Source organism: Streptomyces sp. NPDC046915 (assembly GCF_040644935.1).
Classification (GTDB): Bacteria; Actinomycetota; Actinomycetes; order Streptomycetales; family Streptomycetaceae; genus Streptomyces.
On the sequence record NZ_JBEYXB010000012.1, the window covers coordinates 134,181 to 155,298 of the forward strand.

General features: G+C 68.8%; 20 protein-coding genes. 11 read left to right on the forward strand and 9 right to left on the reverse strand.

What is annotated here, in order from left to right; genetic code table 11:
- Window positions 1–7: 7 nt before the first annotated feature.
- From pgsB to ABZ915_RS29215, 3 genes are all read left to right on the forward strand, one after another.
- Window positions 8–1,276, forward strand: a complete 1,269-nt coding sequence (gene pgsB / locus ABZ915_RS29205; RefSeq protein ID WP_361809400.1) for a poly-gamma-glutamate synthase PgsB — start codon at window positions 8–10, stop codon at window positions 1,274–1,276.
- Entirely contained in the window at window positions 1,273–1,755 is a 483-nt protein-coding gene (locus ABZ915_RS29210; protein ID WP_361809402.1) for a poly-gamma-glutamate biosynthesis protein PgsC/CapC, read from the forward strand. The genes pgsB and ABZ915_RS29210 overlap by 4 nt, the downstream gene beginning before the upstream one ends.
- A gap of 81 nt (window positions 1,756–1,836) precedes the next feature.
- Window positions 1,837–2,874, forward strand: a complete 1,038-nt coding sequence (locus ABZ915_RS29215) for an NlpC/P60 family protein (protein WP_361809404.1) — start codon at window positions 1,837–1,839, stop codon at window positions 2,872–2,874.
- A gap of 195 nt (window positions 2,875–3,069) precedes the next feature.
- Here ABZ915_RS29215 and ABZ915_RS29220 read toward each other — a convergent pair whose 3' ends face one another.
- Entirely contained in the window at window positions 3,070–3,555 is a 486-nt protein-coding gene (locus tag ABZ915_RS29220; protein WP_361809406.1) for a DinB family protein, read from the reverse strand.
- Between the two features lie 114 nt (window positions 3,556–3,669).
- On the reverse strand, window positions 3,670–3,861 hold the full coding sequence (locus ABZ915_RS29225; protein WP_361809408.1) for a hypothetical protein: 192 nt from the start codon (window positions 3,859–3,861) through the stop codon (window positions 3,670–3,672).
- Between the two features lie 165 nt (window positions 3,862–4,026).
- On the opposite strand from ABZ915_RS29225, the gene ABZ915_RS29230 reads away from it, so the two are divergent.
- Window positions 4,027–4,689 carry a response regulator transcription factor gene (locus ABZ915_RS29230; protein WP_361809710.1) on the forward strand — a complete coding sequence of 221 codons (663 nt, stop codon included), beginning with the start codon at window positions 4,027–4,029 and terminating at the stop codon, window positions 4,687–4,689.
- Window positions 4,690–4,835: 146 nt separating this feature from the next.
- Here ABZ915_RS29230 and ABZ915_RS29235 read toward each other — a convergent pair whose 3' ends face one another.
- Complete coding sequence (locus ABZ915_RS29235) at window positions 4,836–5,834, reverse strand: LacI family DNA-binding transcriptional regulator (protein WP_361809410.1); 999 nt, start codon at window positions 5,832–5,834, stop codon at window positions 4,836–4,838.
- Between the two features lie 264 nt (window positions 5,835–6,098).
- On the opposite strand from ABZ915_RS29235, the gene ABZ915_RS29240 reads away from it, so the two are divergent.
- The 6 genes from ABZ915_RS29240 (at window position 6,099) to ABZ915_RS29265 (ending at window position 12,531) form a co-directional block, all read left to right on the forward strand.
- Window positions 6,099–8,069 (forward strand): hypothetical protein, encoded by a 1,971-nt coding sequence (locus ABZ915_RS29240; RefSeq protein ID WP_361809412.1) that lies wholly within the window; start codon window positions 6,099–6,101, stop codon window positions 8,067–8,069.
- 203 nt (window positions 8,070–8,272) lie between these two features.
- Complete coding sequence (locus tag ABZ915_RS29245; protein ID WP_361809414.1) at window positions 8,273–8,713, forward strand: VOC family protein; 441 nt, start codon at window positions 8,273–8,275, stop codon at window positions 8,711–8,713.
- A 232-nt stretch (window positions 8,714–8,945) separates the two neighbouring features.
- Complete coding sequence (locus ABZ915_RS29250; RefSeq protein ID WP_361809416.1) at window positions 8,946–9,386, forward strand: GntR family transcriptional regulator; 441 nt, start codon at window positions 8,946–8,948, stop codon at window positions 9,384–9,386.
- Window positions 9,383–10,486: a DUF5808 domain-containing protein gene (locus ABZ915_RS29255; protein WP_361809418.1), complete on the forward strand. Its 1,104-nt coding sequence runs from the start codon at window positions 9,383–9,385 to the stop codon at window positions 10,484–10,486. The genes ABZ915_RS29250 and ABZ915_RS29255 overlap by 4 nt, the downstream gene beginning before the upstream one ends.
- A gap of 54 nt (window positions 10,487–10,540) precedes the next feature.
- Window positions 10,541–11,797: an alpha/beta fold hydrolase gene (locus ABZ915_RS29260; protein ID WP_361809420.1), complete on the forward strand. Its 1,257-nt coding sequence runs from the start codon at window positions 10,541–10,543 to the stop codon at window positions 11,795–11,797.
- Window positions 11,794–12,531, forward strand: a complete 738-nt coding sequence (locus ABZ915_RS29265; protein ID WP_361809422.1) for a hypothetical protein — start codon at window positions 11,794–11,796, stop codon at window positions 12,529–12,531. The genes ABZ915_RS29260 and ABZ915_RS29265 overlap by 4 nt, the downstream gene beginning before the upstream one ends.
- 134 nt (window positions 12,532–12,665) lie before the next feature.
- Here ABZ915_RS29265 and ABZ915_RS29270 read toward each other — a convergent pair whose 3' ends face one another.
- The 3 genes from ABZ915_RS29270 to ABZ915_RS29280 all read right to left on the reverse strand — a co-directional run bounded on the left by ABZ915_RS29270 (window position 12,666) and on the right by ABZ915_RS29280 (window position 16,163).
- Complete coding sequence (locus ABZ915_RS29270) at window positions 12,666–14,390, reverse strand: acyl-CoA dehydrogenase family protein (protein WP_361809424.1); 1,725 nt, start codon at window positions 14,388–14,390, stop codon at window positions 12,666–12,668.
- Window positions 14,391–14,458: 68 nt separating this feature from the next.
- On the reverse strand, window positions 14,459–15,031 hold the full coding sequence (locus ABZ915_RS29275; RefSeq protein WP_361809426.1) for a PadR family transcriptional regulator: 573 nt from the start codon (window positions 15,029–15,031) through the stop codon (window positions 14,459–14,461).
- A gap of 124 nt (window positions 15,032–15,155) precedes the next feature.
- On the reverse strand, window positions 15,156–16,163 hold the full coding sequence (locus ABZ915_RS29280; protein WP_361809428.1) for a hypothetical protein: 1,008 nt from the start codon (window positions 16,161–16,163) through the stop codon (window positions 15,156–15,158).
- A gap of 257 nt (window positions 16,164–16,420) precedes the next feature.
- Between ABZ915_RS29280 and ABZ915_RS29285 the strand changes: the two genes are divergently transcribed.
- Window positions 16,421–17,089 (forward strand): hypothetical protein, encoded by a 669-nt coding sequence (locus tag ABZ915_RS29285; protein WP_361809430.1) that lies wholly within the window; start codon window positions 16,421–16,423, stop codon window positions 17,087–17,089.
- Window positions 17,090–17,210: 121 nt separating this feature from the next.
- Here the strand turns inward: ABZ915_RS29285 and dacB are convergent, their stop codons facing one another.
- The 3 genes from dacB to ABZ915_RS29300 form a co-directional block, all read right to left on the reverse strand.
- A complete protein-coding gene (dacB, locus tag ABZ915_RS29290; RefSeq protein WP_361809432.1) occupies window positions 17,211–18,494 on the reverse strand; it encodes a D-alanyl-D-alanine carboxypeptidase/D-alanyl-D-alanine-endopeptidase in 1,284 nt (427 codons plus the stop codon).
- Window positions 18,495–18,957: 463 nt separating this feature from the next.
- On the reverse strand, window positions 18,958–19,704 hold the full coding sequence (locus ABZ915_RS29295; RefSeq protein WP_361809434.1) for a sulfite exporter TauE/SafE family protein: 747 nt from the start codon (window positions 19,702–19,704) through the stop codon (window positions 18,958–18,960).
- A gap of 28 nt (window positions 19,705–19,732) precedes the next feature.
- Entirely contained in the window at window positions 19,733–21,079 is a 1,347-nt protein-coding gene (locus ABZ915_RS29300; protein WP_361809436.1) for an MBL fold metallo-hydrolase, read from the reverse strand.
- Window positions 21,080–21,118 lie beyond the last annotated feature (39 nt).

The window sequence follows — 21,118 nt, forward strand, 5'->3', positions numbered from 1 at the left end:
CCCCACCGTGCTCTTCCTGTACTGCGTCCTTGTGGCGTGCTGCGCCGGTCTGCTCGTTGCGGGCGTCGTCGAGCAGCGCCGCCACGATGCGAATCTGGCCGACATACCCACCCGCGTACTGGTCAACGGCATTCGTGGCAAGAGTTCCATCACCCGACTGTGCGCGGGCGCCCTGCGAGGCAGCGGCCTGGTCACCGTCGCCAAGACCACGGGCACCGCGGCCCGGTTCATCCACCCCGACGCCACTGAGGAGCCCGTCCACCGGAAGTTCGGCATCGCCAACGTCGTGGAACAGATCGGAATCGTCCGGCGGGCCGCCGCCTATCATCCCGATGTCCTGGTCATGGAGTGCATGGCTGTCATGCCCGCGCTCCAGGAGATCAACCAGTCCAAGCTGATCCGCTCCACGATCGGTGTGCTGTGCAACGTCAGGGAGGATCATCTCGCGGAGATGGGACCGACCCTGGACGACGTGGCACGCTCCCTGTGCCGGTCCATCCCGGAGGGCGGCGTCTGCGTGACCGCCGAGAAGGACCGCTTCCACATCCTCCAGGAGGAGGCGGACGCCCGGGACTGCAGGCTGGTTCGCGTTGACCCGGATTCGGTCACCGACGACGAGTTGCGCGGCTTCAGCTGGTTCACCTTCAAGGAGAACGTGGCCATCGCGCTGGCGGTCGCCGAACTGCTCGGCGTGGACCGCGACACCGCGCTGAAAGGTATGTACGACGCGCCACCGGACCCAGGTGTGCTTTCTGTCGAGCGGTACCGCACTTCCGACGGGAAGAAACTGAGGTTCGCGAACGTCTTCGCCGCAAACGACCCCGAGTCGACGCTCATGAACATCAACCAGCTCCTCGAACTGGGCGCCGTCCACCGCCCACTGCACGTCGTCATCAACTGCCGGCCCGACCGCGTCGAGCGCAACGGGCAGATGGGCGCGCTCATTCCCGAGCTCGCTCCGGAGTCGGTGTTCCTCATCGGCCATCCCACCAAGTCGGCCGCTGACGCCATACCCGCCCACTGGAGCGGGAACGTCGTCGACCTCGGCGGCGACCGCCGCGACCCCGACCGTCTTACCGCGGATCTACTGGCCCACCTGGGCCCGGACTCCTCCCTCGTCGCGATCGGCAACATCCATGGGCAGGGCGAGCTCTTCCTGGAGCGGCTCACCGCACTCCTGCCCGAGCACCCCGACGACTCCGCCGACCCCAGCGGTGCCTCCCACACCGTCTCGCCAGGCGCTCGCCACGACTCCCCCCACGGAGAATCCCATTGATCCCCGCAGTACTCACACCCCAGATCGCCGCCATCGGCATCGCGCTCGGTCTGGTGTTCTCCCTCGTGTGCTACCTGACGACGAACCTCTCACCGGGCGGAATGATCACGCCGGGCTGGCTCGCCCTCACGCTCGTCGAGGATCTGAGGGCCGCCGCCATCGTCGCGGGAACAGCGACTCTGACGTACCTGCTGACCACGCTGCTACAGCGCTTCGTCATCCTCTACGGCAAGCGGCTGTTCGCCGCCGTCGTGCTCACCGGTGTCCTGCTCCAGGCCGGGCTTTCCCTGCTGCTCCAGCACGAGTTCCCGCTGTTGTTCGCCCACCAGGCCCTGGGGTTCATCGTCCCTGGGCTCATCGCCTATCAGCTCCAGCGGCAGCCCAAAACGGCGACGGTGCTCTCCACCGGCACGGTCACCTTCACCACCTACGTGATTCTGGCGTCCGGACTGCTGCTGGGTGCCCTGCCCACGACTTGAGCCGCCCGCACGGGGCACGGTGACATCTCCCCTCCTCCTGACCGGAGTTGAGCAGTGAAACGCTTCATACACAGGATCCGAATGCTCTCGGTGACCAAGAATCCCGCCCTGTTCCTGGTGACAGGCGTCATGCTCGCCGCGAGTTGCGTGCTGACCCTCCAGTTCAAGCACCGTGCTGACCGCCCATGGGCGTCACCGGGTGCCGGCAACCGGGTCGGAAGTGCCCCGCTGGACTACGAGCGGATCGGCAACCCCTCCCGCACAGTTGCTCGCGATCGGCACGGCACCGTCATCGCCACGTTCACCGACGGCGCCCGTACAGCCGTACTGACGGGGCCCAGCAGGACCTTCGCGGAGCCGAGGACGACGGAGGCCAAGGTCGTCACCCAAAGCTGGGTACGGCTGTTGCCCCAGCCATGGGCCCGGGGTGCGGAGCAGAGCGACTGGTTCAAGTACTGGCTCAAGGCCCGGCTCGGCAGCCGCGATCCCGACGTCCTCGCCACGGCCGTCGACTACATAGCGGGTGCCCCGGACCGCAAGAACGCAGCGGGAGTGAGGTACAGCGGCGCCGCCCGCTACGGGCCCCGGGTCATCGACGACTCGGGCCGTACTCGGCGCGGGAAGCGGCGCATGGGGTCGGACTTCTACGACTACCTGGGTGTCCCCTGGACCTTCCCCGACGGAGTCACCCGCCGCCCCGAGAAGGGCCGTCGGCGCTCCGTCGACTGCTCCGGGTACATCCGGCTGGTGTACGGATACCGGTCCGGGCTCTTGCTGAACAGCAGGAACAACCCAGCGGGCCGCGGGCTGCAACGGACCGCCGACGGAATGGCCCACGGGCCGCTCGGCGTGCAAGTGATCCCGCTCACCGACCAGCGCCCCACCTTCACCCAGGGGCTCCAGCCCGGTGATCTGGTCTTCTTCAGGACACGAAAGCTGTCGGGCGGCCGGATCGGCCACGTTGGCATCTACCTCGGTCTGGACACGAACGACCACCCGCGCTTCATCTCCAGCCGGAAAGTCGCCAACGGCCCCACCATGGGTGACAAAGGCGGCACCTCACAGCTGGACGGTGAGGGCTACTACGCGCGGGGCCTGCGCGGGGCACGGCGCCTCTGACGGCTCCGACCCTGGCGTCGGACCGGGACGTTCGCGTGTCGCCACACCGTAGTGAGGCGGTTCCGGGGTCTCCGCGACGCCCTTGGCGAGGTCACGGAAGGGGCTGACCAGCCTGCCTCCGTCGGGTGGTAGGGCCGGCGGAGGCAGGCTGGTCGGCGGTCGGGGATGACGGTGCCGTTGTTGTCACCCGGCGCTCTACTCGCCGACCGTCCCGTCGATCGCTTCGCGCAGCAGGTCGGCATGGCCGTTGTGACGCGCGTACTCCTCGATCATGTGTGTAAGGACGTAGCGCAGCGAGATGGTCTCGCCCCGGAAGTCCACCGTGTCGTCGAGGGACTCGAAGGAGTCCGTGACGGCGCGGGAGCCCTCACATGCCTCTCGCCAGAGTGTGAATGCTTCGTCCACGTCTGCGTCGGCCACGAGGAACTCGCCCCAGACGCCGTCGACCGCGGGCCATCGGGGCTTGAGTTGTTCTTGGTTCAGCACGAAACGGAACCAGTTGGTCTCCACCTCCGCCGCATGCCGGACGAGGCCGAGGAGAGTCAGACTCGAAGTCGGAACGGCTCGCTGCTTCAGCTGGTCGGCATCCAGTCCCTGGCACTTCATGGCCAAAGTGGCGCGCTGGTAGTCGAGGAACGAGGTGAGCGACGTTCGGTCGTCGGCCACCTTGGAAGGGTGCATCCGCTGGTAATCCTTCACCGAGCGATCATGGCAGAGGCCCGGCCTGCACGGTCACCCAGGCCCGTGCCTTGAAGGTAGGACAGCCGCCACCGATCTGAGCGCGCCACCGAGGGGTCACGCGTCGCGGAGTCGGAGGCTGACCAGGCCGGCGAGCAGCGCGGCGCCGGTCCAGGCGGCGAGGACGCCGAGGCCTGCCCACGGGCCGATGGGCAGGTCGTGCCGGCGGGTGGTGGCTTGGACGGCGAGGCCGGCGGTCATGGGCCCGATCTGCTGGAGGTGCCGCTGCCAGTCGGGGTCGGTGACCACAAGTAGGGGAGGATGACCGCCACCATGACTGCGGTGGCGCTGCGCCGCAGCAGGGCACTGAGCGCGAGGGCCAGGACGGCGGCGACGGCGACGGCGACGGCGACGGCGACGGCGACGGCGACGGCGCACCCTGCCCCGCTCGGCCGTACCTTCCGGATCGTCACGATGAGAGTGCTCGTGGTCGAGGACGCCCGCGCGCTGGCCGCCATCGTGGCCGAGGGCCTGCGCGACCAGGGCATGGCGGTGGACGTCGCGTACGACGGCTTGGACGCCGCGGCGAAGCTCGACCTCAACACCTACGACGTCGTCGTCCTCGACCGCGACCTACCAGGCATCCACGGCGACGCACTCTGCCGACTGATCACCGAACACCACCAGCGAGCCATGGTGCTCATGCTCACCGCCGCCGACACCGCCGCCGACCGAGTCGCCGGCCTCTCCGTCGGCGCCGACGACTACCTCACCAAACCCTTCCACTTCCCGGAACTCGTCCTGCGCATCCACGCCCTGGCACGCCGCCAACCCGCCGCCCGAGCCCGCACGCTGCGTGCGGCAGGCATCGAGCTCGACCCGACTCGCCGCACCGCCACCCGCGACGGCGAACTCCTCGATCTGTCGGTCAAGGAGTTCGCCCTCCTCGAAGCGCTGCTCCGCGCCAGCCCCGCCCACCTCAGCACCGAGGACCTACTCGAACAGGTCTGGGACGAACACGCCGACCCGTTCACCAACACCGTCACCGTCACCATCGGACGGTTGCGCCGCAAGCTCGGCCAACCCTCCGTCATCAGCACCACACCCGGCGTCGGCTATCGCATCACACCAGACTGAATAGGGTGCCGTGCACGTTCCGTGGTCGATCACTGAGTCTCGAGGGCGCCGCCCATGCCGGTGCCGGTGGGGCGCCAGGGCCGCCAACCCTGCTTCATGCGTCATGGACGTCGGCAGGCCCGCTCAGCAGGACATGGTCCTGGTCCTCACTCCGCCTTCGGCGGCGCCGTGGTCGCGCGGATCACCAGCTCGGGGTCGAAGAGGAGTTCACCGACGGGGACGTCACGGTTGCCCAGCAGGGCGAGGACGCTGCGGGCCACTTCCGGGGCCAGGCGGTCGGCGGGCTGGCGGACCGTGGTGAGCGGGGGGTCGACGAAGTCCATGATCATGGAGCCGTCGTAGCCGACGACGGACACGTCGCCCGGGACGTCGTACCCCTGACGGCGCGCCCCGCGGATCGCGCCCAGGGCCATGTAGTCGCTGGCGGCGACGATGGCCGTGGCGCCGCGGCCGAGGAGCGAGACCGCGGCGGACTGGCCGCCCTCGACGGTGTAGGACTGCCGGACCACCCACTGCTCCGGGTCCTCGATGCCGCGTCTGGCGAGCGAGGCGACGAAGCCGCTGACCCGGCGGTCGGCCGGCCGGTTGCCGACCGGGCCCGACGCCATGCCGATGCGACGGTGGCCGAGCCGGTGCAGGTGGTCGACGGCGAGTTCGGCGGCCAGCAGGTCGTCGGTGGAGAAGACCGGGGCGTCGCATCCGCCCTCGAACTGGCCGTTGACCCCGACGAACGGAATCCTGCGGGAGCGCAGGAGTTCGTACGCCTCCGGGTCCGCGCCCTCGATCGTGTTGCTGGCGGAGAGGAAGACGACGGCGGCGATGCCCCGGTCGGCGAGGGAGGTCACGTAGTCCAACTCCTGGACTCCGCCGGGAAAGCACGGGCACAGGATCGTCTTCAGGCCGTGCGGGGCGAGAGTGGACTCGATGCGTTCGCAGACGTCGGCGAAGAACGGGTTGGAGACCAACTCGGTGATGACCGCGACGAGTTGCCCCTGGGTCTGCCGCTCGTACCCAAGGTCGGCCATCGCCCGCTCGACCGCCTCCCGGGTCTTGCGGGACACGCCCTGGCGCCGGTTGATGACGCGGCTGACCGTGGCCTCGCTCACCTGCGCCCGGTCCGCGACCTCGGTGATGCCGACCTTCATGCGGTTCCCTCCGTCCTCCGTGGTGTCACCGATGTAACCCCTCGGGCCCCTCACTGTCTCGTTCTGCATATCAAGCTTGCCCGACTCCAGCAGGCTTGCAAGATCTGTGTGAAAACTTTCAGTCGGATCCAGCACCAGAACTCGCAGAGACGTCATGCGTTTTGCAACTTTCCTCGGCGTGACCATTGAAGCGGATCTTCGGCTCCTGTTAGCTTTCCGCCACGACTCGGCCGCCCCCGCCGTAGTTCAAGACCGGGAGACCCGATGAAGCCCTCAAGGCTCATGCTGCTCACCGCTGTTGCTCTACTCACGCCGATCGCCCCCGCGTCGGCGGCCACGGCGGCGCCACGCACCGCCGCCGACTCTCACCCCCAACTCGCCCTGCCCGACCCCGGCTTCGAGAACGGCGGCATCGGCTGGACCTTCGACCCGGGCACCGGGGTCGGGCAAGGAAACGTCCACGGCGGTACCCGCTTCCTCTATCTCGACGCCGGCCTCGGCAGGACCGCCAGACAGACCCTTGTGGCGCCCCGGGACGGCAGTTACGACTTCTCCGCATGGGTGGCGAGCGCCGGTACCGGCGGTACCTACACCATCCGGCGCAACGGCGAGACCGTCGGCACGGTCGATCTGCCGCAGCGCGCCTCGTACGCCCGCTACACCATCAGCCGCGTCGACCTGAAGGCCGGCGACCGACTGGAAACAGCCTTCGGTTCCGGCAGCAGCTGGGTCAACGCCGACGACCTCATGATCTCCCCGGCCGCGCCCGCCGACCCCAAGGTCACCTCGTCCGACCCCGAGGTCGCCGAGTTGTTCGACTGGGCCAAGAGAAAGGCCAACAGCTGGGTGCAGCTGCCCGGCACGGTGGGCCCGATCAACGTCGACGAGCACCACACCAGCGGCACCTCCACCGGGACGTACGGGCCCACCTACTGGGCCGGATACGCCAACCGCAGCGCCTACTACTCCCGCGACATGACCCACCAACTGGACGGCGCCCACCTCATCGGCCTCGACACCGAGAACAAGGCGATGCTCAGCTCGTACGCGGCATCGGCCACAGCCGAGCAGAAGTACTTCCCGGTGTGGTCCCTCAACTTCGACGCCAAGACGTACCTGAGCATCGACTACCACAGCCCGGACAACTTCGTGCGCGAGGTGCCGGCCGTCTTCGAACTCGTCGAGAAGGCGGCCCAGGCCTACCTCTGGACCGGCGACCGCAGTTACGTCGACGACCCGACGCTGTGGAACTTCTACCGGCACGCCACCGAGGACTTCATCGACCTGCACGACAGCGCCGTGCCCAACGGCAAGGTCAAGGTCGCCGAGGGCACGGGCAACGGCATCTTCTCCGGCGCCGCCAGCTACAACGAGCAGGACGGCGACCACCTCGCCGAGGCCGGGGACACCATCGCCTCGGAGTACCAGGCGTATCTGGCGATGGCCGTGCTCGCCCGCGGCAAGGGCGACACCGCGCTGGCCAGGAAGTACGACCGGCGCGCCGCCGATCTGAAGAAGTACTTCAACGACGAGTGGAGCGGCGGCGGCAGCGGAGCCGAGATGGTTCGCGCGTACACCACCTCCGACGTCCCGGTCACCGGCTGGGGCAAGGAGAACAGCGTGTTCATGCCGATGAAGCAGATCATCGCCCCCGGTCCGCGCAACGACGCCTACCTCGACTACATCCAGGCACAGGAGTTGGGGCCGCAGGGGTCGCCCAACATCGAGGCGACCACGTACCTGCCCGACATGTTCTTCAAGAACAACCGCAACGACACCGCCTGGTGGTGGATGCAGAAGATCTACGGCGAGCGGGAGCTTCAACACGTCAACTCCAGCCAGGGCCCCGACGGCGACTATCCCGAGGTGTCGTTCACCCTGGTCAGCCAGACCGTCGAAGGCCTGATGGGCATCACACCGAACGCGGCGGCGCACCAGGTGACCACCCAGTCACGGCTGCCCTCCGGGATGAAGTGGCTCCAGGTGGCGGACGTGCCCATCGGCACGGGCACGATCACCGTACGGCACGACGGCGCGACGAAGACCACGCTGACGAACAACGCCCGCCACGGCGCCTACAGCTGGGAAGCCCGCTTCCCCGGTGCCCACAAGAAGATCACGGTCAACGGCGTCCCCCAGCCGGCCCGCACCAAGACGGTCAACGGCGTGACATACACCTACGCGACGCCGACGGTGCGGGCCGGTGCGACGGCGGTGGTGCGGGTGACCGGCTGACGCGAGTTCGCCGGGGTCCCGGTGGCGTCGTCGGCGGTGCGCCCCCGAACGGTCGCCCGCTCGTCGTGGTGACGGTGCGGAGTTCGGAGGCCGCGACCGTCTACCCCTCCGAGATCGAGCCGAGCATGTCGAGAACGGCCTATCAGCTCCGTCTCCGAGGCAGAAGCGGCTACCGTGGCCGTGCCACACGAAGGAGGCCCAGCATGACGATCCAGCGGATGGACAACGTCCTCATCGTCGTCGACGACCTTGAGGCCGTCATTGCGTTCTTCGTCGAACTCGGCATGGAGTTGGAGGGCAAGGGGCCACTCGACTGGCGCGGGGCGGAGCGTGTCATCGGGCTCGATGACGTCCGGCAGGACATCGCCATGCTGCGGGTCCCGGACGGCCACGGGAGAGTGGAGCTGGCGAAGTTCCACAGGCCGAAGGCCATCACCCCCGAGCCGAAAGACGCGCCGGCGAACACGCTCGGCCTTCGTCGCATCATGTTTGCCGTCGACGACATCGAGGATGTCGTCGCCCGCGTGCGGGACCACGGTGCCGAACTCGTCGGCGAGATCGTGCAGTACGAGAACATCTATCGGCTCTGCTACGTCCGCGGCCCCGAGGGCATCGTCGTCGGACTCGCCGAGCAGCTCGGCTGAAGGCCGCCGAAGGGGCGTACACCCACAGGGCGGGCTGGGCACGGCCCGACGCCCCTGGGCGTGCGCGAGGGGTGAGGAGCACCTCGATGCTTCAGCGCGGCGCGCAGCTTGGTGTGAGCAGGGGCTTCGCCTGACGGCACCGTCCTTGTCACGTTCTTGACTCTCTCCCTGTCGCTCCCACACCGCCCTGTGTTCTATAAAAGCTATAACAGGGCAACAGTGGGAGCGGGACATGATCCTCAGCCTCGACATGGACAGCGAGGTGCCGATCTACCAGCAGATCCGGGACCGCATCGTCGAGGCCATCGCCTCCGGTCAGCTCGTCGAAGGCAGCTCGCTGCCCTCGACGCGGCAGCTAGCCGTGGATCTGGGCATCAACTTCCACACCGTGAACAAGGCGTACGACCTACTGCGACGGGAAGGACTGCTGCGGGTCAACCGCAAGAGCGGCGCCCTGGTGCAGCGTGACACCCACAGCGGTCCGCCCGAACCGGCCTTCACTGCCGAGTGGGAGACCCGGCTTCGGACCCTGCTCGCCGAAGCGGTCGCCCACGGGACTGGCGACCCGGCGGTACTGGACAGCTGCCGTTCCGTCCTCGTCTCGTTCACGTCATCCGCACCTGCTTCACCGCGCGCGAACCCCGGTGCAGGGCAAGGAGATTCAGCGTCATGAACGGTGCAGACATGTTGGTCAACGTGTTCGTTCCAGCTGTGCTTGCGGCGCTGGCGTGGTGGATGCCGTCGCTGACCAGCCCGACCTTGCCCTTCGGTGTACGAAGCCCTTATGCGCGGGCGGACGACCCAGTGGTCGTCGAGCAACGGAGACAGTACCGCCGGCAGGTCGCCGCGTCCGGTGCGGTGCTGATCACGGTCGGAGTCCTGGTGAGCTCCGTGTTCCGCTTCGGCATACCTGGCGTCATCCCCCTGCTGACCGTTGCCGCCTGCCTGGCGGCCTACAGCCGGGCACGGGTGGCGGTCATGGCGGTCAAGCAGCGTGAGAACTGGTACGGCGGGCTGCGGCAGGGTGTGGTGGCGGACACCGCGCTGCGTACCGATCCGGAGCGCTTCCCCTGGCTGTGGGCCGTCCCCGCGTTGCTCATTTGCATCGGTACGACGGTGGTGGGTGTTCTGCGCTATCCGTCCCTGCCGGACCGCATTCCCGTGCACTTCACCGACTCCGGCAGCGCTGACCGCTTCGCCGCCAGATCGATCGGCACCGCGTTCTTCCCGGTATTCGCCCAAGCCACGCTCACCGTGCTGCTCTTGGCGCTGACCTGGATGTCCTTCCAGGCACGTGCGGATCTCGACCCGGCGCGGCCGGCCGACTCCGCACGCAGGCACCGCCGCTTCTCGGTTCGTACCGCCATCTCCCTTCTGCTGCTGGCGGCGTCCGCCGACCTGACGCTGCTCGCCGGAGCCTGGGCGATGTGGCACCCGGACCAGCGGGTATCCCCGGCCCTGAGCCTGCTGCCCATCCTGGCCGGGCTGGCCGTGGTGATCGGCATCGCCGTCCGCACCGGGCAGGGCGGCAGCCGAATGCCCGCGCAGGACGGCGCGGTGACGGAGGAGAACACCGGCATGGTGCGGCGCGACGACGACCAGTACTGGCGTCTGCTCGGCTCGGTATACGTCAACCGGGCCGATCCCGCGTTGCTTGTTCAAAAACGGTTCGGCATCGGCTGGACCTTCAACCTCGGCAACCCGCGAGGTGTCGCACTGCTGCTCGGGATCGTTCTGGCCCCCGCGCTCATCGTGCCGCTCCTCGTCCACTGAGTGCGTCCACCGACGGCCGCCGTCTCTCACCATTTCAGCTCATCAGGAGAACACATGCGTTTACGGACCCTCTGGCGCAGCAGGATGATCGCCGTGCTCATGGCGACGGCCGCCCTGGTCGCGGCCGGACCGGTGTCAGGCCCGACCCGGGCATCCGCGGCACCTCAGGCCGCTCTCGTACCCGCCGTGGACCGCGAGGTCCACTTCACCGCGGACGGCACCACCGCGTACGGCACGCTGCACATACCCACCCATCGCGCGGGCCACAGGCTGGCCGCGGCGCTGCTGCTTCCCGGCAGCGGCCCGACCGACCGCAACGGCGACGAGCCGCCCGACTACACTCCCCACACCCTTGCCCTCATGGCCGGCGTCCTCAGCGGCGACGGCGTGATGAGCCTGCGGTTCGACAAATACGGCACCGGGCGGACGGGGTTGGGCGGACGCACCAGCGCACCCGGCATGGCCGCTTACACCCGACAGGCAGTGGCCGCGTACGACACCCTGCGCGCCCAGCCTGAAGCCGATCCGCACGCGCTGCTTGTGGTCGGGCACAGTGAGGGCGGCCTACAGGCACTGCTCGTCGACCGCGCCGTACAGCCGAAGCCCGCCGGGCTCGCGCTCATCGCTCCGCAGGACATGCGGCTGCTGGACCTGATACGCCTCCAGCTGGCGGACGCATTGAACCGGGCTGTCGTCGCAGGCCAACTCACCGCGCAACAGGCGTGGTTGAACAACCGGGGCGTGGCCAGGGCCATCGCGGACTTCCGCGCCCAGCGCCCGGTTGACACCTCGGGACTGCTGCCGTCCCTCTCCTCCCTCCTCAACGGCATGTTCGGACCGGTCAACGCGGATTTCGTCCGCAGCGACGACGCCCTCTACCCGCCGTCCGTCGCCCGAGGCATGGCGCACGGCACGCGTACGCTCGTCACCTGCGGCACCGAGGACACCAATGTGCCCTGCCGGACGATGCCTTCTCTGCTGTCGGCCCTTGGCGCCGCCCACACCACCGGACCAGGACCGCGGGTCCTCCCTGGACTCGACCATCTCCTCCACCCTGCCGGCACACCGGTCAACGATCCGGCGATCGCCCCAGCCGCGCAGCAGGTCCTCCACGACTTCCTCCGTCCCTGGCGGCACGCCACACAGGGCTGCGGAACCCTCCCCAGGCGTCGACGCGTGCCCCTGCTCCGGCCGACACAATGCGGGACGGCTACTGCTTTGGCCTCGGCGACCGGGGGCAAGATGACCACGGGGCGGGATAGTGGGCCAATGCAAGGTTGGGGGTTGGGTATGAGTGAGGTTTGGCGGTGAACGCCGCTCTGTCGGCTGTGGCGGCGGCAGCCACCTCGGTCATCGTGACGGTGTGCTCGATCTTCCTGGGTGAACGGCAGCAACGGCGCAAGGAAAGACGCACCCAGCGTCAGGAATTGAACGCAAAATACCTGAATCCTCTCCGGTTTCATCTGGTGGAGAACCATTTCAGGCTGTCGAGCATCAACAACCGCACCTCGGCCCATGGACCAAACGCTGTGATGCTGGTCATCGAGGACCCGGCAGAAGTGTCCTCCAAGGACGCCGCTTGGTTCACCGGTCCCGGTTACGCGCTGATGTCGGCGGTCTACCTGACATCCTGCCTGTACGCCCAGCTCAAGAAGGTCCGGGAGGACTTCCCCTACCTTCGTCTTTCTGCAACGGACGATACTCGTCTGGCGGCGCTGCTCCTGCGTGTGCAACGAGGCTTCCTCGTCAACGGCGGCGTCTACTACGTGACTCAACCGAGCATCGGTGAGTCGGTGTGGGTCCGCGACGACGAGCGTCTTCTGACCTACCGCGAGTTCTGCGAGAAGCTCCAGGACCCCACCTGGCGTGTCTGGATCGACCGGCTGATCCTGTTCTACCTGGACATCGCGCGCGGCGAGAAGACACAGCGCACGGAACGTCTGCTCGCGGCGCTCGCGCAGCTTTCCGAGTTCCTCGACGCATGTGTCGGCGGCGGCAAATCAATCGAAAGCAGGGTGCAGGCCGAGAGCTCCCTTCCGCTCTGAGAAGCCATTTAGGGTTGCGGCGATGGCTGTGAAGGCAGCAGCCCGAACCACTGGGTCACACCTCGCGTACGGGTTGTCCGCCCAGCCGCCGGCCGGGCCCACGCGGCCCGGCCGGCGGTGATGCGTAGGCGCGCTTACGGGGCCATCTCGTACGCGCCGGACAGCGCCTCGACCCGCTGCCAGACCCGCTCCGTGCGTGCCTCGTCGACGACCGGCCGCCGGACCGAACCCAGGGCCCAGGTCTGCTGCTGTTCGGTCGCCGAGTCCTTGCCGTGCAGTTCGACGGCGTGCGCGGAGAAGTCGCGTATGAGGACGGCGAAGAGCTCGTCGAGTACGTCCTCGTCGAGTCCGATCAGGGCGGCCTGCTCCAGGACGAGTTGCCCGTGCACGACGAGGGCGAAGAGCTGACCGACCGCCAGGACGAGATCGAGGTCGCGGCTCTGCTCCGCGTCGGGGGCAGCCGTGGCGACGAACGCGCAGAGTGCGTCCGCCTGTTCACGGAACCGGGCGACGTTGGGCAGGTGCGCGTACGCGTCGAAGGCGGGCCGCCAGTCGTGGAAGCGCACCGAGCCGAGCCCGCGAGCCGGTCCCTGCCGGAACAGGAAGTCGTCGTCGGCCGCGTCGAGACGGGTCGGCACGCCGGGGTATGCGACCGGGTCGAGGAGGTGGCTGCGCATGAACTTCAGGATCAACGCCAGGTTGACGTGGACCGTGCCCTCGAGCTTCGGCAGACCGCGGATCTCCACGGCCGCCTGGCCGAAGTAGTTGTCCTTCTCGAAGCCCTTGGCCGCGATGACGTCCCACATCAGGTCGATGACCTTCTCACCCTCCGTGGTCACCTTCATCTTCGTCATCGGGTTGAAGAGCAGATAGCGACGGTCGTCCGGGCCGGCGGAGCGGAAATAGTCGACAGCGCGGTCGCTGAAGAACTTCATGCCCACGAGCCTGACGTACGCGTCGGTCAGCTCGCGCCGCACGTGCGGGAAGCCGGTGACGGGGCGGCCGTAGAGGATGCGGTTGTGGGCGTGGGTGACGGCCTCGTACATCGCGTGCTCGCAGATGCCGATCGAGGCCGTGCACAGGTTGAACTTGCCGACGTTGACGGTGTTGAGGGCGGCGTCGAAGGCCGCGCGGCCTGTGTGCAGGACGTCCTCGGCCGCTACGGGATAGTCCTCCAGGCGGAACTCGCTGACGAACTTCGAGGAGTCGACGACGTTCTTGACCAGGCGGTAGGCCGGGTGACGGCTGTCGGCGGCGAAGAACACGTAGCCGTCGGGCCCCTCGACGTCGGTGCGGCGGCCGAAGACGGAGACGAGTCCGGCGGCGTTGCCGTTGCCGATGTAGTACTTGGAGCCGGTGGCCCGGAAGCCACCGTTGCCGTCGGGCTCGAGCAGCATGTCGGTGGAGTAGATGTCGGCGCCGTGGGCCTTCTCGGACAGGCCGAACGCGAACACCTCTCCCTGGGCGAGGAGTTCCGCGGCGCGGGAGCGGGCGGCGGCGTTGTCGCTCTGCCACACCGGACCGAGGCCGAGGATCGTGACCTGCCAGGCGTACCAGTAGTCCAGGCCGTAGAAGCCCAGGATCTCGTTGAGCGCGGCGATCCGGGCTGTGTCCCACCGCTTGTCCGGCTCTCCCTCTCCTGCGGCGGACGACGGCGTCAGGAAGGTGGCGAACAGGTTCTCCTTCGCGGCGAACGCGAGGAAGTCGGCAAGCCAGGCTCGGGTCCGGTAGTCCTCGATCAGCCGCCCCTTCCCACGCTCCTCGAACCAGTCGACGGTGGCACGCAGCAAGCGGCGCGTTTCGGGGTCGAAGTGTGCGGGGTCGTAAGTGCGCGGGTTGAACAGCAGTTGGTCAGCCATGGTGAGGACGCCTTTCGGCTGGTGGACGGATGGGAGTCGGGAGGACCGGCGGAGGGTGCCGGCGGCGATCAGCGGCCCGGACCGAACCGGGCCAGCGTGGCGAGCACGTCGGCCAGCCAGTCGATCATCATCCGCTCGTACGCGATGCCGCCGCGCAGTACGACGTGCTGGAGCTCGCGCTCCGCGTCGAGCGGCGCCTCCGGAGCGGCCGCGCTTGCCTCGGGCCCCGTGAAGTCCCTCGCCTCTCCCGCGAGATAGCGCGCCAGCCGGTCACGGTGCGCCTGCTGGTGCCGCTCCACCTCGCAGATCAGTGCGGCCGGGTCGTCGAAGGCGGCGCCGCGGATCTTCACGGCCAAGTCGTGGCGGACGCTCTCCGGCTCGATCGGATCATGCAACCAGGAGGACAGCGCGGCTCGGCCGAGGTCGGCGACGCTGTACTCCTTCTTGTCCGGCCGTCCCTGCTGCGGGACGTCCCGGACGTCGACCCAACCGTCGACCTCCATGCGCTTGAGCACGCGATAGATCTGTTGGTGCGTCGCGGTCCAGAAGTAGCCGATGGACCGCTCGAAACGCCGGGCCAGCTCATAGCCGGATCCCGGCTCCTCCAAAAGCGACACCAAAATCGCGTGTTCGAGCGCCACGACGCCGATCCTTCTATGCACCTCGTTGCATAGCAAGCCCGCCCGCTGCGATGCGACGCGGCTCACCCCGGACGGTCCCTGTGCCAGCGCCGACGGAGTAGAAACGCAACGCCGCCGCTCCGGCTCAGCCCCGGACGGTGACTCCGAAGCGGGTGCGCAGGCGCCACATCTCCCACGCCGAGACCGCAGTCACCGACAGCGGCCCGCCGAGCAGTGAGCAGAACTGGGCCACCGGTGGGCCCGCCGGCATGCCGTTGCCGATCAGGTTGAAGAGGGCGAGCACCCATACCAGGACCCCGGTGACCACGGGCGGCAGCATCGGGTGGACATGGGCGGTGTTGAAGGCGCTGCGCGCGGAGTACAGCGACGCCAGGAAGAGGAAGGGCAGCCCCCAGAAGATGGCGACCAGCACGATGAGGGCGAACGGCAGCACCTGCCAGCCGTGCAGGTTGTCCTTGAGACCGGTGCCGCCCGCGAGGTAGATGGTCGTGGCGAGGACGACCAGGGTCAGCACGTACCACCCGACCGCCTTGAGCGGGGCGCCCAGCCGGGAACGCAGGTCCGGTCGCTGATGCGGGGGCGCGTAGAGGATGAATCCCAGGATGACCAGCGGCCCGGTGCAGATCAGCACGAGCGGCGTGACGATCGCGTTGGCCAAGCCCTCCTCCGCCGCGTTCCCCCAACGGTCCTTCTCCACGCCGTAGACCAGGATCAGCGCGAGGGTGGCCAGCACACCGAGCACCGTGCGGACCACCTGGACACGGTCCACCGCGCGGTCCACGATCCGGTCCCCGCTCTGGTGCACGAAGAGCTTGGTGGCCACGCGGTGTGCGGAGCGGATGACGGCGACCGCGAGGAAGACGGGCGAGACGTACCACAGGCAGCTGCGGCGGCGTGCGGCCGGGACGGGCGCGCCGGGCTGCGAGCCATAGGGGTACGGGTACGGGTACGGGTACGGGTTCGCGTTGGGATACGGGCCTTGGTTCGGGTTCAGGTTAGGTGCGGGCGGGCTGTAAGGGCTGTTGGGGCCGTTGTGCGTCGGCCCGTACGGAGCGCCCCAGCCCTGACCGCCCGGTCCGTTCCCGCCCGGTTGCCCCGCGCCGGGTCCAGGACCCCATCCCCCCGTTGCCATGACCTCTCCCACCGTTCCTTTTCGGCCAGTTGCTGTGCCGCCTGGCGACTTCGCGGCAGTGTAGTTGCTGTTGCCGACCGCCTGCCGCGAGGGCTGCATGCGGTTGCGGCCGAAGCGGAGGTCGTAGAGGTAGTGGTGTTGGGACCACCCCTCCTTCGGTGTTCAGGCCCAGCGACGTCGACCACCGCGAACGGCACGATGCATAGCGTCGGTGAACGAGCCGGCGAGGCATCCACCACACCCACCGGGGGACACCCATGACGGAAACCTTCGCGCGGCGCCTGACCGGCGTCGCGGGCATCGCTGCCGGAGCCGCCTTCATCATCGAAGTGCCCCTGTACTTCGTCTACTCCGGCCCGCCACCAGACGCGAACGTGCTGAGCAGGCTGCTGATCGGGATCGTCGCTCTCGCCTGCCTGGTCGTGTTCGTGACCGCCTTACGGGAACTGGTCAAGCGGGTGAGCCCGGCGTACGAGTGGGCCGGCTCGATCGCCTTCGCCGTGGGGTTGGTCTACGCGACGATCACGCTGGTTTCCAGCGGTCTGGAAGCAGGTGCGGTCATCGCCGCCGACCACCCGATCGATCCGACCATCGCGGTCAGCGGCACGTACATCCTCTACGGGTCGATCTCCCGCCTGATGCTGGCGCTGTTCCTGACGGTGGTCGGCTTCGTCGTCTCCCGCACGGAACTGCTGCCGCGGTGGACCGGCCGCTCGGCCTACGCCCTGGCTGGGGTCAACCTGGCCTTCGTGCCATCCCTGTTCTTCGGCAACACTCCCGCGCATTTCTACGCGGCCAACGGCTGGGGCACCACTGCCTTGATGGGGGCGTTCCTCAGTTACTGGCTGCTGGCGCTGGGCATCTCCGCCTACCGCAGCGGCGCCCGGCGGCCTGCTCCGTCCCGGACACCAGCGAAGCAGCTGTGACCGCCGCCGCGGCAGACGGTTGATCCGCACCTGCATCCGGCGCTCGTAGGGCCTCCTCCTGCACGGCCCGACGCTCGGACGGTGCCCGCCGGTCGCCGGCGGGCACCGGATCTGCCTCAGCTCATGCCCAACAGCCGTTGACCGTCGCTGCGAGTCCGTCGAGGGCGTCCTTGGTGTCGCTCGGGGCGGCGCCGGAGTTGTTCTCGACGAAGGAGAAGACCTTCCACCGGCCGTCATCGGCCTTGGTGAAGCCGCTCAGGGCGATGGCACCGGTGAGGGTGCCGGTCTTGGCCATGACCTTGCCGACGGCGCACTGGGAGTCTGCGGTGTCGAACCGGCCCCACTCCGGGCCGAGGGTGCTGCCCGCCTCGCCCGCCACGGGCAGTCCCTCCTTGATGTACTTCAGGGTCCCGCTGTAGCGCGGGTCGGTCGTCAGGTCGAGGATGTCCGCGAGGGTCCGGGCCGGGATGCGGTTGGCGCGGGACAGTCCGCTGCCGTCGTAGATCGCGAAGTTGTCCAGGGAGACGCCGTACCGGTGGTTGAGCACCTCCCGTACGACCGCCGTCCCGTCGTCGAATGTCGCCGACCGGCCCGCGCCGAGCGCGGTCATCCTCAGCAGCGTCTCTGCGATGTTGTTGTCGCTGACCTTGAGCATGTGCTCGACCGTCGTGGACAGTTCCGCCGAGTCGTGCTGCGCGACCGGGACGTCCCCCTGCCCGGCCACGCCGCGCGTGACGTCGCCGGCGACCGTGACACCCTGGTCGGAGAGAAGCTTGGCGAAGACCTGACCCGCGTCGATGGAGGTGTCCTCGACACCGTGTCCGTCCACCACTAGAGCCCGTACCGGGGTGACCTCGTCCGGGTAGTAGCCGGTGTTCCAGCCGTTGGCCAGCGCCGGCTCGGGGAAGAGGCTGTCGTCGACGCGGACCTTGACCGAGGTGAGGCCCGCGTTCTTCAGGCCGGCGACCGCGGTCTTCGCGAGTGCGTTGAGGTCGTCGGTGGTCAGGGTGCGGTCACCGCCGCCGACGAGGGTCAGCGTGCCGTCTCCGTAGACGACCTTGGTGGTGAACTTGTGGTCGGGGCCGAGAACCGTCAACGCCGCGGTGGCCGTGGCGAGTTTGGTGTTGGACGCGGGCATCAGCGCGGTCCTCGCGTCATGGCCCCAGACGACCTTGTCGGACTTGGAGTCGATGACGACGCCGCCGAACGTGGTGCCCAGACGCGCGTCCTGGACCCGCGCGTCGAGGTTCGCCGCGATCTTCTGTTCCGCCGGATCGAGTGTCGCGGCGCCGGCGACCTTCGAGGTGGCCTTCTCGGCGGCGAAGGCCGACGGGGCGGCCAGGAGAGTGCCGGCGACGGGCGCCGTGGCAGCGACCAAGATCATGCGGCGGACGGCCGGACTCATCGGCCGGGGTTTGCGGTGGCGGCCACGAGCCGCGGGGGCGGGGGAAATACCGTGCATGGATGTCCTAAGAGGTGACGGTGCGTGGGGGAGGCAGTTCTGAGCCGTGCGGTTACAACGAAAGAATCTTGCACTTTCAAATTCACGTGTGGGCCTGTTTCACGTGAATGCCTTGCGGAACTGCCGGGCTCACACAACGCTCACGCGGAGTACGCCCGTCACGGAGACTCCGCGCCTGAGGCATCGACGACCCGTTGACCGGGGCAGTTGCGCCCGGGCTTCGGTGGTGAGCGCGGAGTGGGGGCCGGATATATGCGATGACACACGCGGATAGTACTAAGAGATCTGTGGTCCACGGGTCAGGGTACGGCTCTCAAGTCGGCTGAGCCGCAAGGGGGTTCGGCGGTCGGTGCGCTTTCACCGGTTCCACGGTTGGTGATCGGCGGCAGGTCGGGCGGGCCGTCCGTCATATCAGCGCTGCCACGATCATGAAGCTCGCCACCGCGAGAAGTACGGCGGCGAAGATCCGCCGCAGCACCAGCCCCGACGTCCTGGCCGCGAGACGGCTGCCTTCCCACGCTCCCAGGAGCGCCGCCGCGGTGAACGGTGCCAGGAGGGTCCAGTCGAGTCCGCCGGACGTGCTGGTGCGGGTCGCCAGTGCGGCCAGGGAATTGGCCGAGATCACAAGGAGGCTCGTGCCCGACGCGTCCCGCATCGGGAGTCCGAGCACTGAGGTCAGCGCGGGAACGACGAGAAACCCGCCGCCGACACCGAGGACTCCGGTTATCGCGCCGAGCCCGGCCCCGGAGGCGACCGCGCGAGCGGGCCGAGGAGGGCGTGCGCCGTCCCGTGTCCCGCCCGGGAACAGCATGCGGAGCGCCGCCGCCGCCGCGATCACCGCGAATCCGCCGGTCAGGATGTCGCCGGGGAGCCGCCCAGCGACGGCCCCGCCCGCAAGTGCGGTGGGGATGCCGGCCATCGCGAACAGCAGCCCCGTGCGCCAGCGCACCCGGCCGTCGCGCGCGTGCAAGGGCAGTGCGGTGATCGCGGTGAGGGCCACGACGACCAGGCCGGCGGTGGTGGCCGCGGACAACGGAACACCGAGCAGGTAGACGAGGGAGGGCACGGCCAGCATCCCGCCACCGCCTCCGAGAGCGCCCAGCGCCAGTCCGACGACGGCTCCCGCGACGAGCGCGAGGATCAACACGGGCACGAGGGCGCGCCGCCTTGCGAGGGCGGGCTCACCACGGCCGATGCGGATCGAAGATGTCGTCCACGGCAACGACTTCGCGGCCCGAGGCGTCCAGCATCGACGCCGCGATGGCCGCTCGCATGCCGCCCGCGCAGTGCACCCACACCTGGCCCGGCGGGATCCCGCCGAGCCGCCGGTGAAGGGTGTGGACCGGCAGGTGCACCGAGCCGGGGACGGAGCCTCCCGCCCGCTCGGCTGTACGCCGGACGTCGAGGACGACGAGTCCCTCGCGTGGGTGGAGCCGGGCGAGGTCGGCGAACGTCGCGCGGGGAAACGATGCCGGGGTCTCGCCCTCCGGGAGCCAGGACGCAGGGCCACCGATCGCCGCGGCCGCCGGCCGGTCGATGCCGACCCTGGTCAACTCGCGTTGCGCTGCGCCTAGTTGATCGTCCGACTCGGCGAGCAGTGTCACGGGCCTGCCCCAGGGGATCAGCCAGGCGAGGTAGGTGGCGAGCTGCCCTTCGGCCTCGAAGTTGAACGTGCCCGCGATGTGCCCCGCCGCGAAGGAGACGCGGTCGCGCAGGTCGACCACCCACTCCCCCGCGGCCAGTCGGGCGGCGATCTCGGCGGGGCCGGCCGACGCCGGCGGGGTGAGGTCGACGGGAGCGGGGCCGGCGGCATTGGCCGGGCCCATGTGCGTGTAGTACGCGGGGACGTCGTCCAGTCCTGCCAGGAGGTCGGCGACGAAGGTGTCCGCGTCGCACATCAGCGCGGCGTTGGACCGTCTCTCCGCGCCGATCGTGCTGGCGTCGCCCGTGGCCCTGGCCGAGGAGCAGAAGCTGCCGAAGCCGTGGGTGGGCAGCACGGCCGTGCCGTCGGGCAGCAGGTCGGCGATCCGGCGGGCGGAGGCGTACTGCGCGCGGGCGAGCTGTCCGGTGAGGCGCGGTTCCACGAGGTCGGGTCGTCCCACCGTGCCGATGAGCAGTGAGCCGCCGGTGAACACCGCGACCGGCGTCCCGTGCTCCTCCAGGACGTAAGCGGTGTGGTGCGGGGTGTGGCCCGGTGTGGCGAGGGCCCGCAGGACCAGGCCTGCCGTGGCGTCGACGACGACGGCGTCCCCGTCGTGCACCGGTGTCCGTTCGAAGGAGACCCGCGCGTCGCCAGGAACCAGGTATGCCGCGCCGGTCACGCGGGCCAGCTCCAGACCTCCCGTCACATAGTCGTTGTGGAGGTGCGTCTCCACGACATGGGCGATCCGCACGCCGGACCGGGCCGCCGCCGCGATCACGCGGTCGATGTCCCGCGGCGGGTCCACGGCGACCGCCGTCCGCTCACCCCCTGCCAGATAGTGGCGGTTGCCGAGACCCGGCACGTCGATGGTGTCGACGAAGAACACGCTGTGCACTCCTTGTCCCTGGGAGGACCCGTACCAAGG

What these genes read in the sequence shown, in the direction of transcription:
- ABZ915_RS29240 (WP_361809412.1), top strand. Translation starts at nt 6,099, where the DNA reads ATGAAGCCCTCAAGGCTCATGCTGCTCACCGCTGTTGCTCTACTCACG.
- ABZ915_RS29215 (WP_361809404.1), top strand. Translation starts at nt 1,837, where the DNA reads ATGCTCTCGGTGACCAAGAATCCCGCCCTGTTCCTGGTGACAGGCGTC.
- ABZ915_RS29285 (WP_361809430.1), top strand. Translation starts at nt 16,421, where the DNA reads ATGACGGAAACCTTCGCGCGGCGCCTGACCGGCGTCGCGGGCATCGCT.
- dacB (WP_361809432.1), bottom strand. Translation starts at nt 18,494, where the DNA reads ATGAGTCCGGCCGTCCGCCGCATGATCTTGGTCGCTGCCACGGCGCCC.
- ABZ915_RS29280 (WP_361809428.1), bottom strand. Translation starts at nt 16,163, where the DNA reads ATGGCAACGGGGGGATGGGGTCCTGGACCCGGCGCGGGGCAACCGGGC.
- ABZ915_RS29250 (WP_361809416.1), top strand. Translation starts at nt 8,946, where the DNA reads ATGATCCTCAGCCTCGACATGGACAGCGAGGTGCCGATCTACCAGCAG.
- ABZ915_RS29220 (WP_361809406.1), bottom strand. Translation starts at nt 3,555, where the DNA reads ATGCACCCTTCCAAGGTGGCCGACGACCGAACGTCGCTCACCTCGTTC.
- ABZ915_RS29270 (WP_361809424.1), bottom strand. Translation starts at nt 14,390, where the DNA reads ATGGCTGACCAACTGCTGTTCAACCCGCGCACTTACGACCCCGCACAC.
- ABZ915_RS29230 (WP_361809710.1), top strand. Translation starts at nt 4,027, where the DNA reads ATGAGAGTGCTCGTGGTCGAGGACGCCCGCGCGCTGGCCGCCATCGTG.
- ABZ915_RS29255 (WP_361809418.1), top strand. Translation starts at nt 9,383, where the DNA reads ATGAACGGTGCAGACATGTTGGTCAACGTGTTCGTTCCAGCTGTGCTT.
- ABZ915_RS29235 (WP_361809410.1), bottom strand. Translation starts at nt 5,834, where the DNA reads ATGAAGGTCGGCATCACCGAGGTCGCGGACCGGGCGCAGGTGAGCGAG.
- ABZ915_RS29260 (WP_361809420.1), top strand. Translation starts at nt 10,541, where the DNA reads ATGCGTTTACGGACCCTCTGGCGCAGCAGGATGATCGCCGTGCTCATG.
- ABZ915_RS29245 (WP_361809414.1), top strand. Translation starts at nt 8,273, where the DNA reads ATGACGATCCAGCGGATGGACAACGTCCTCATCGTCGTCGACGACCTT.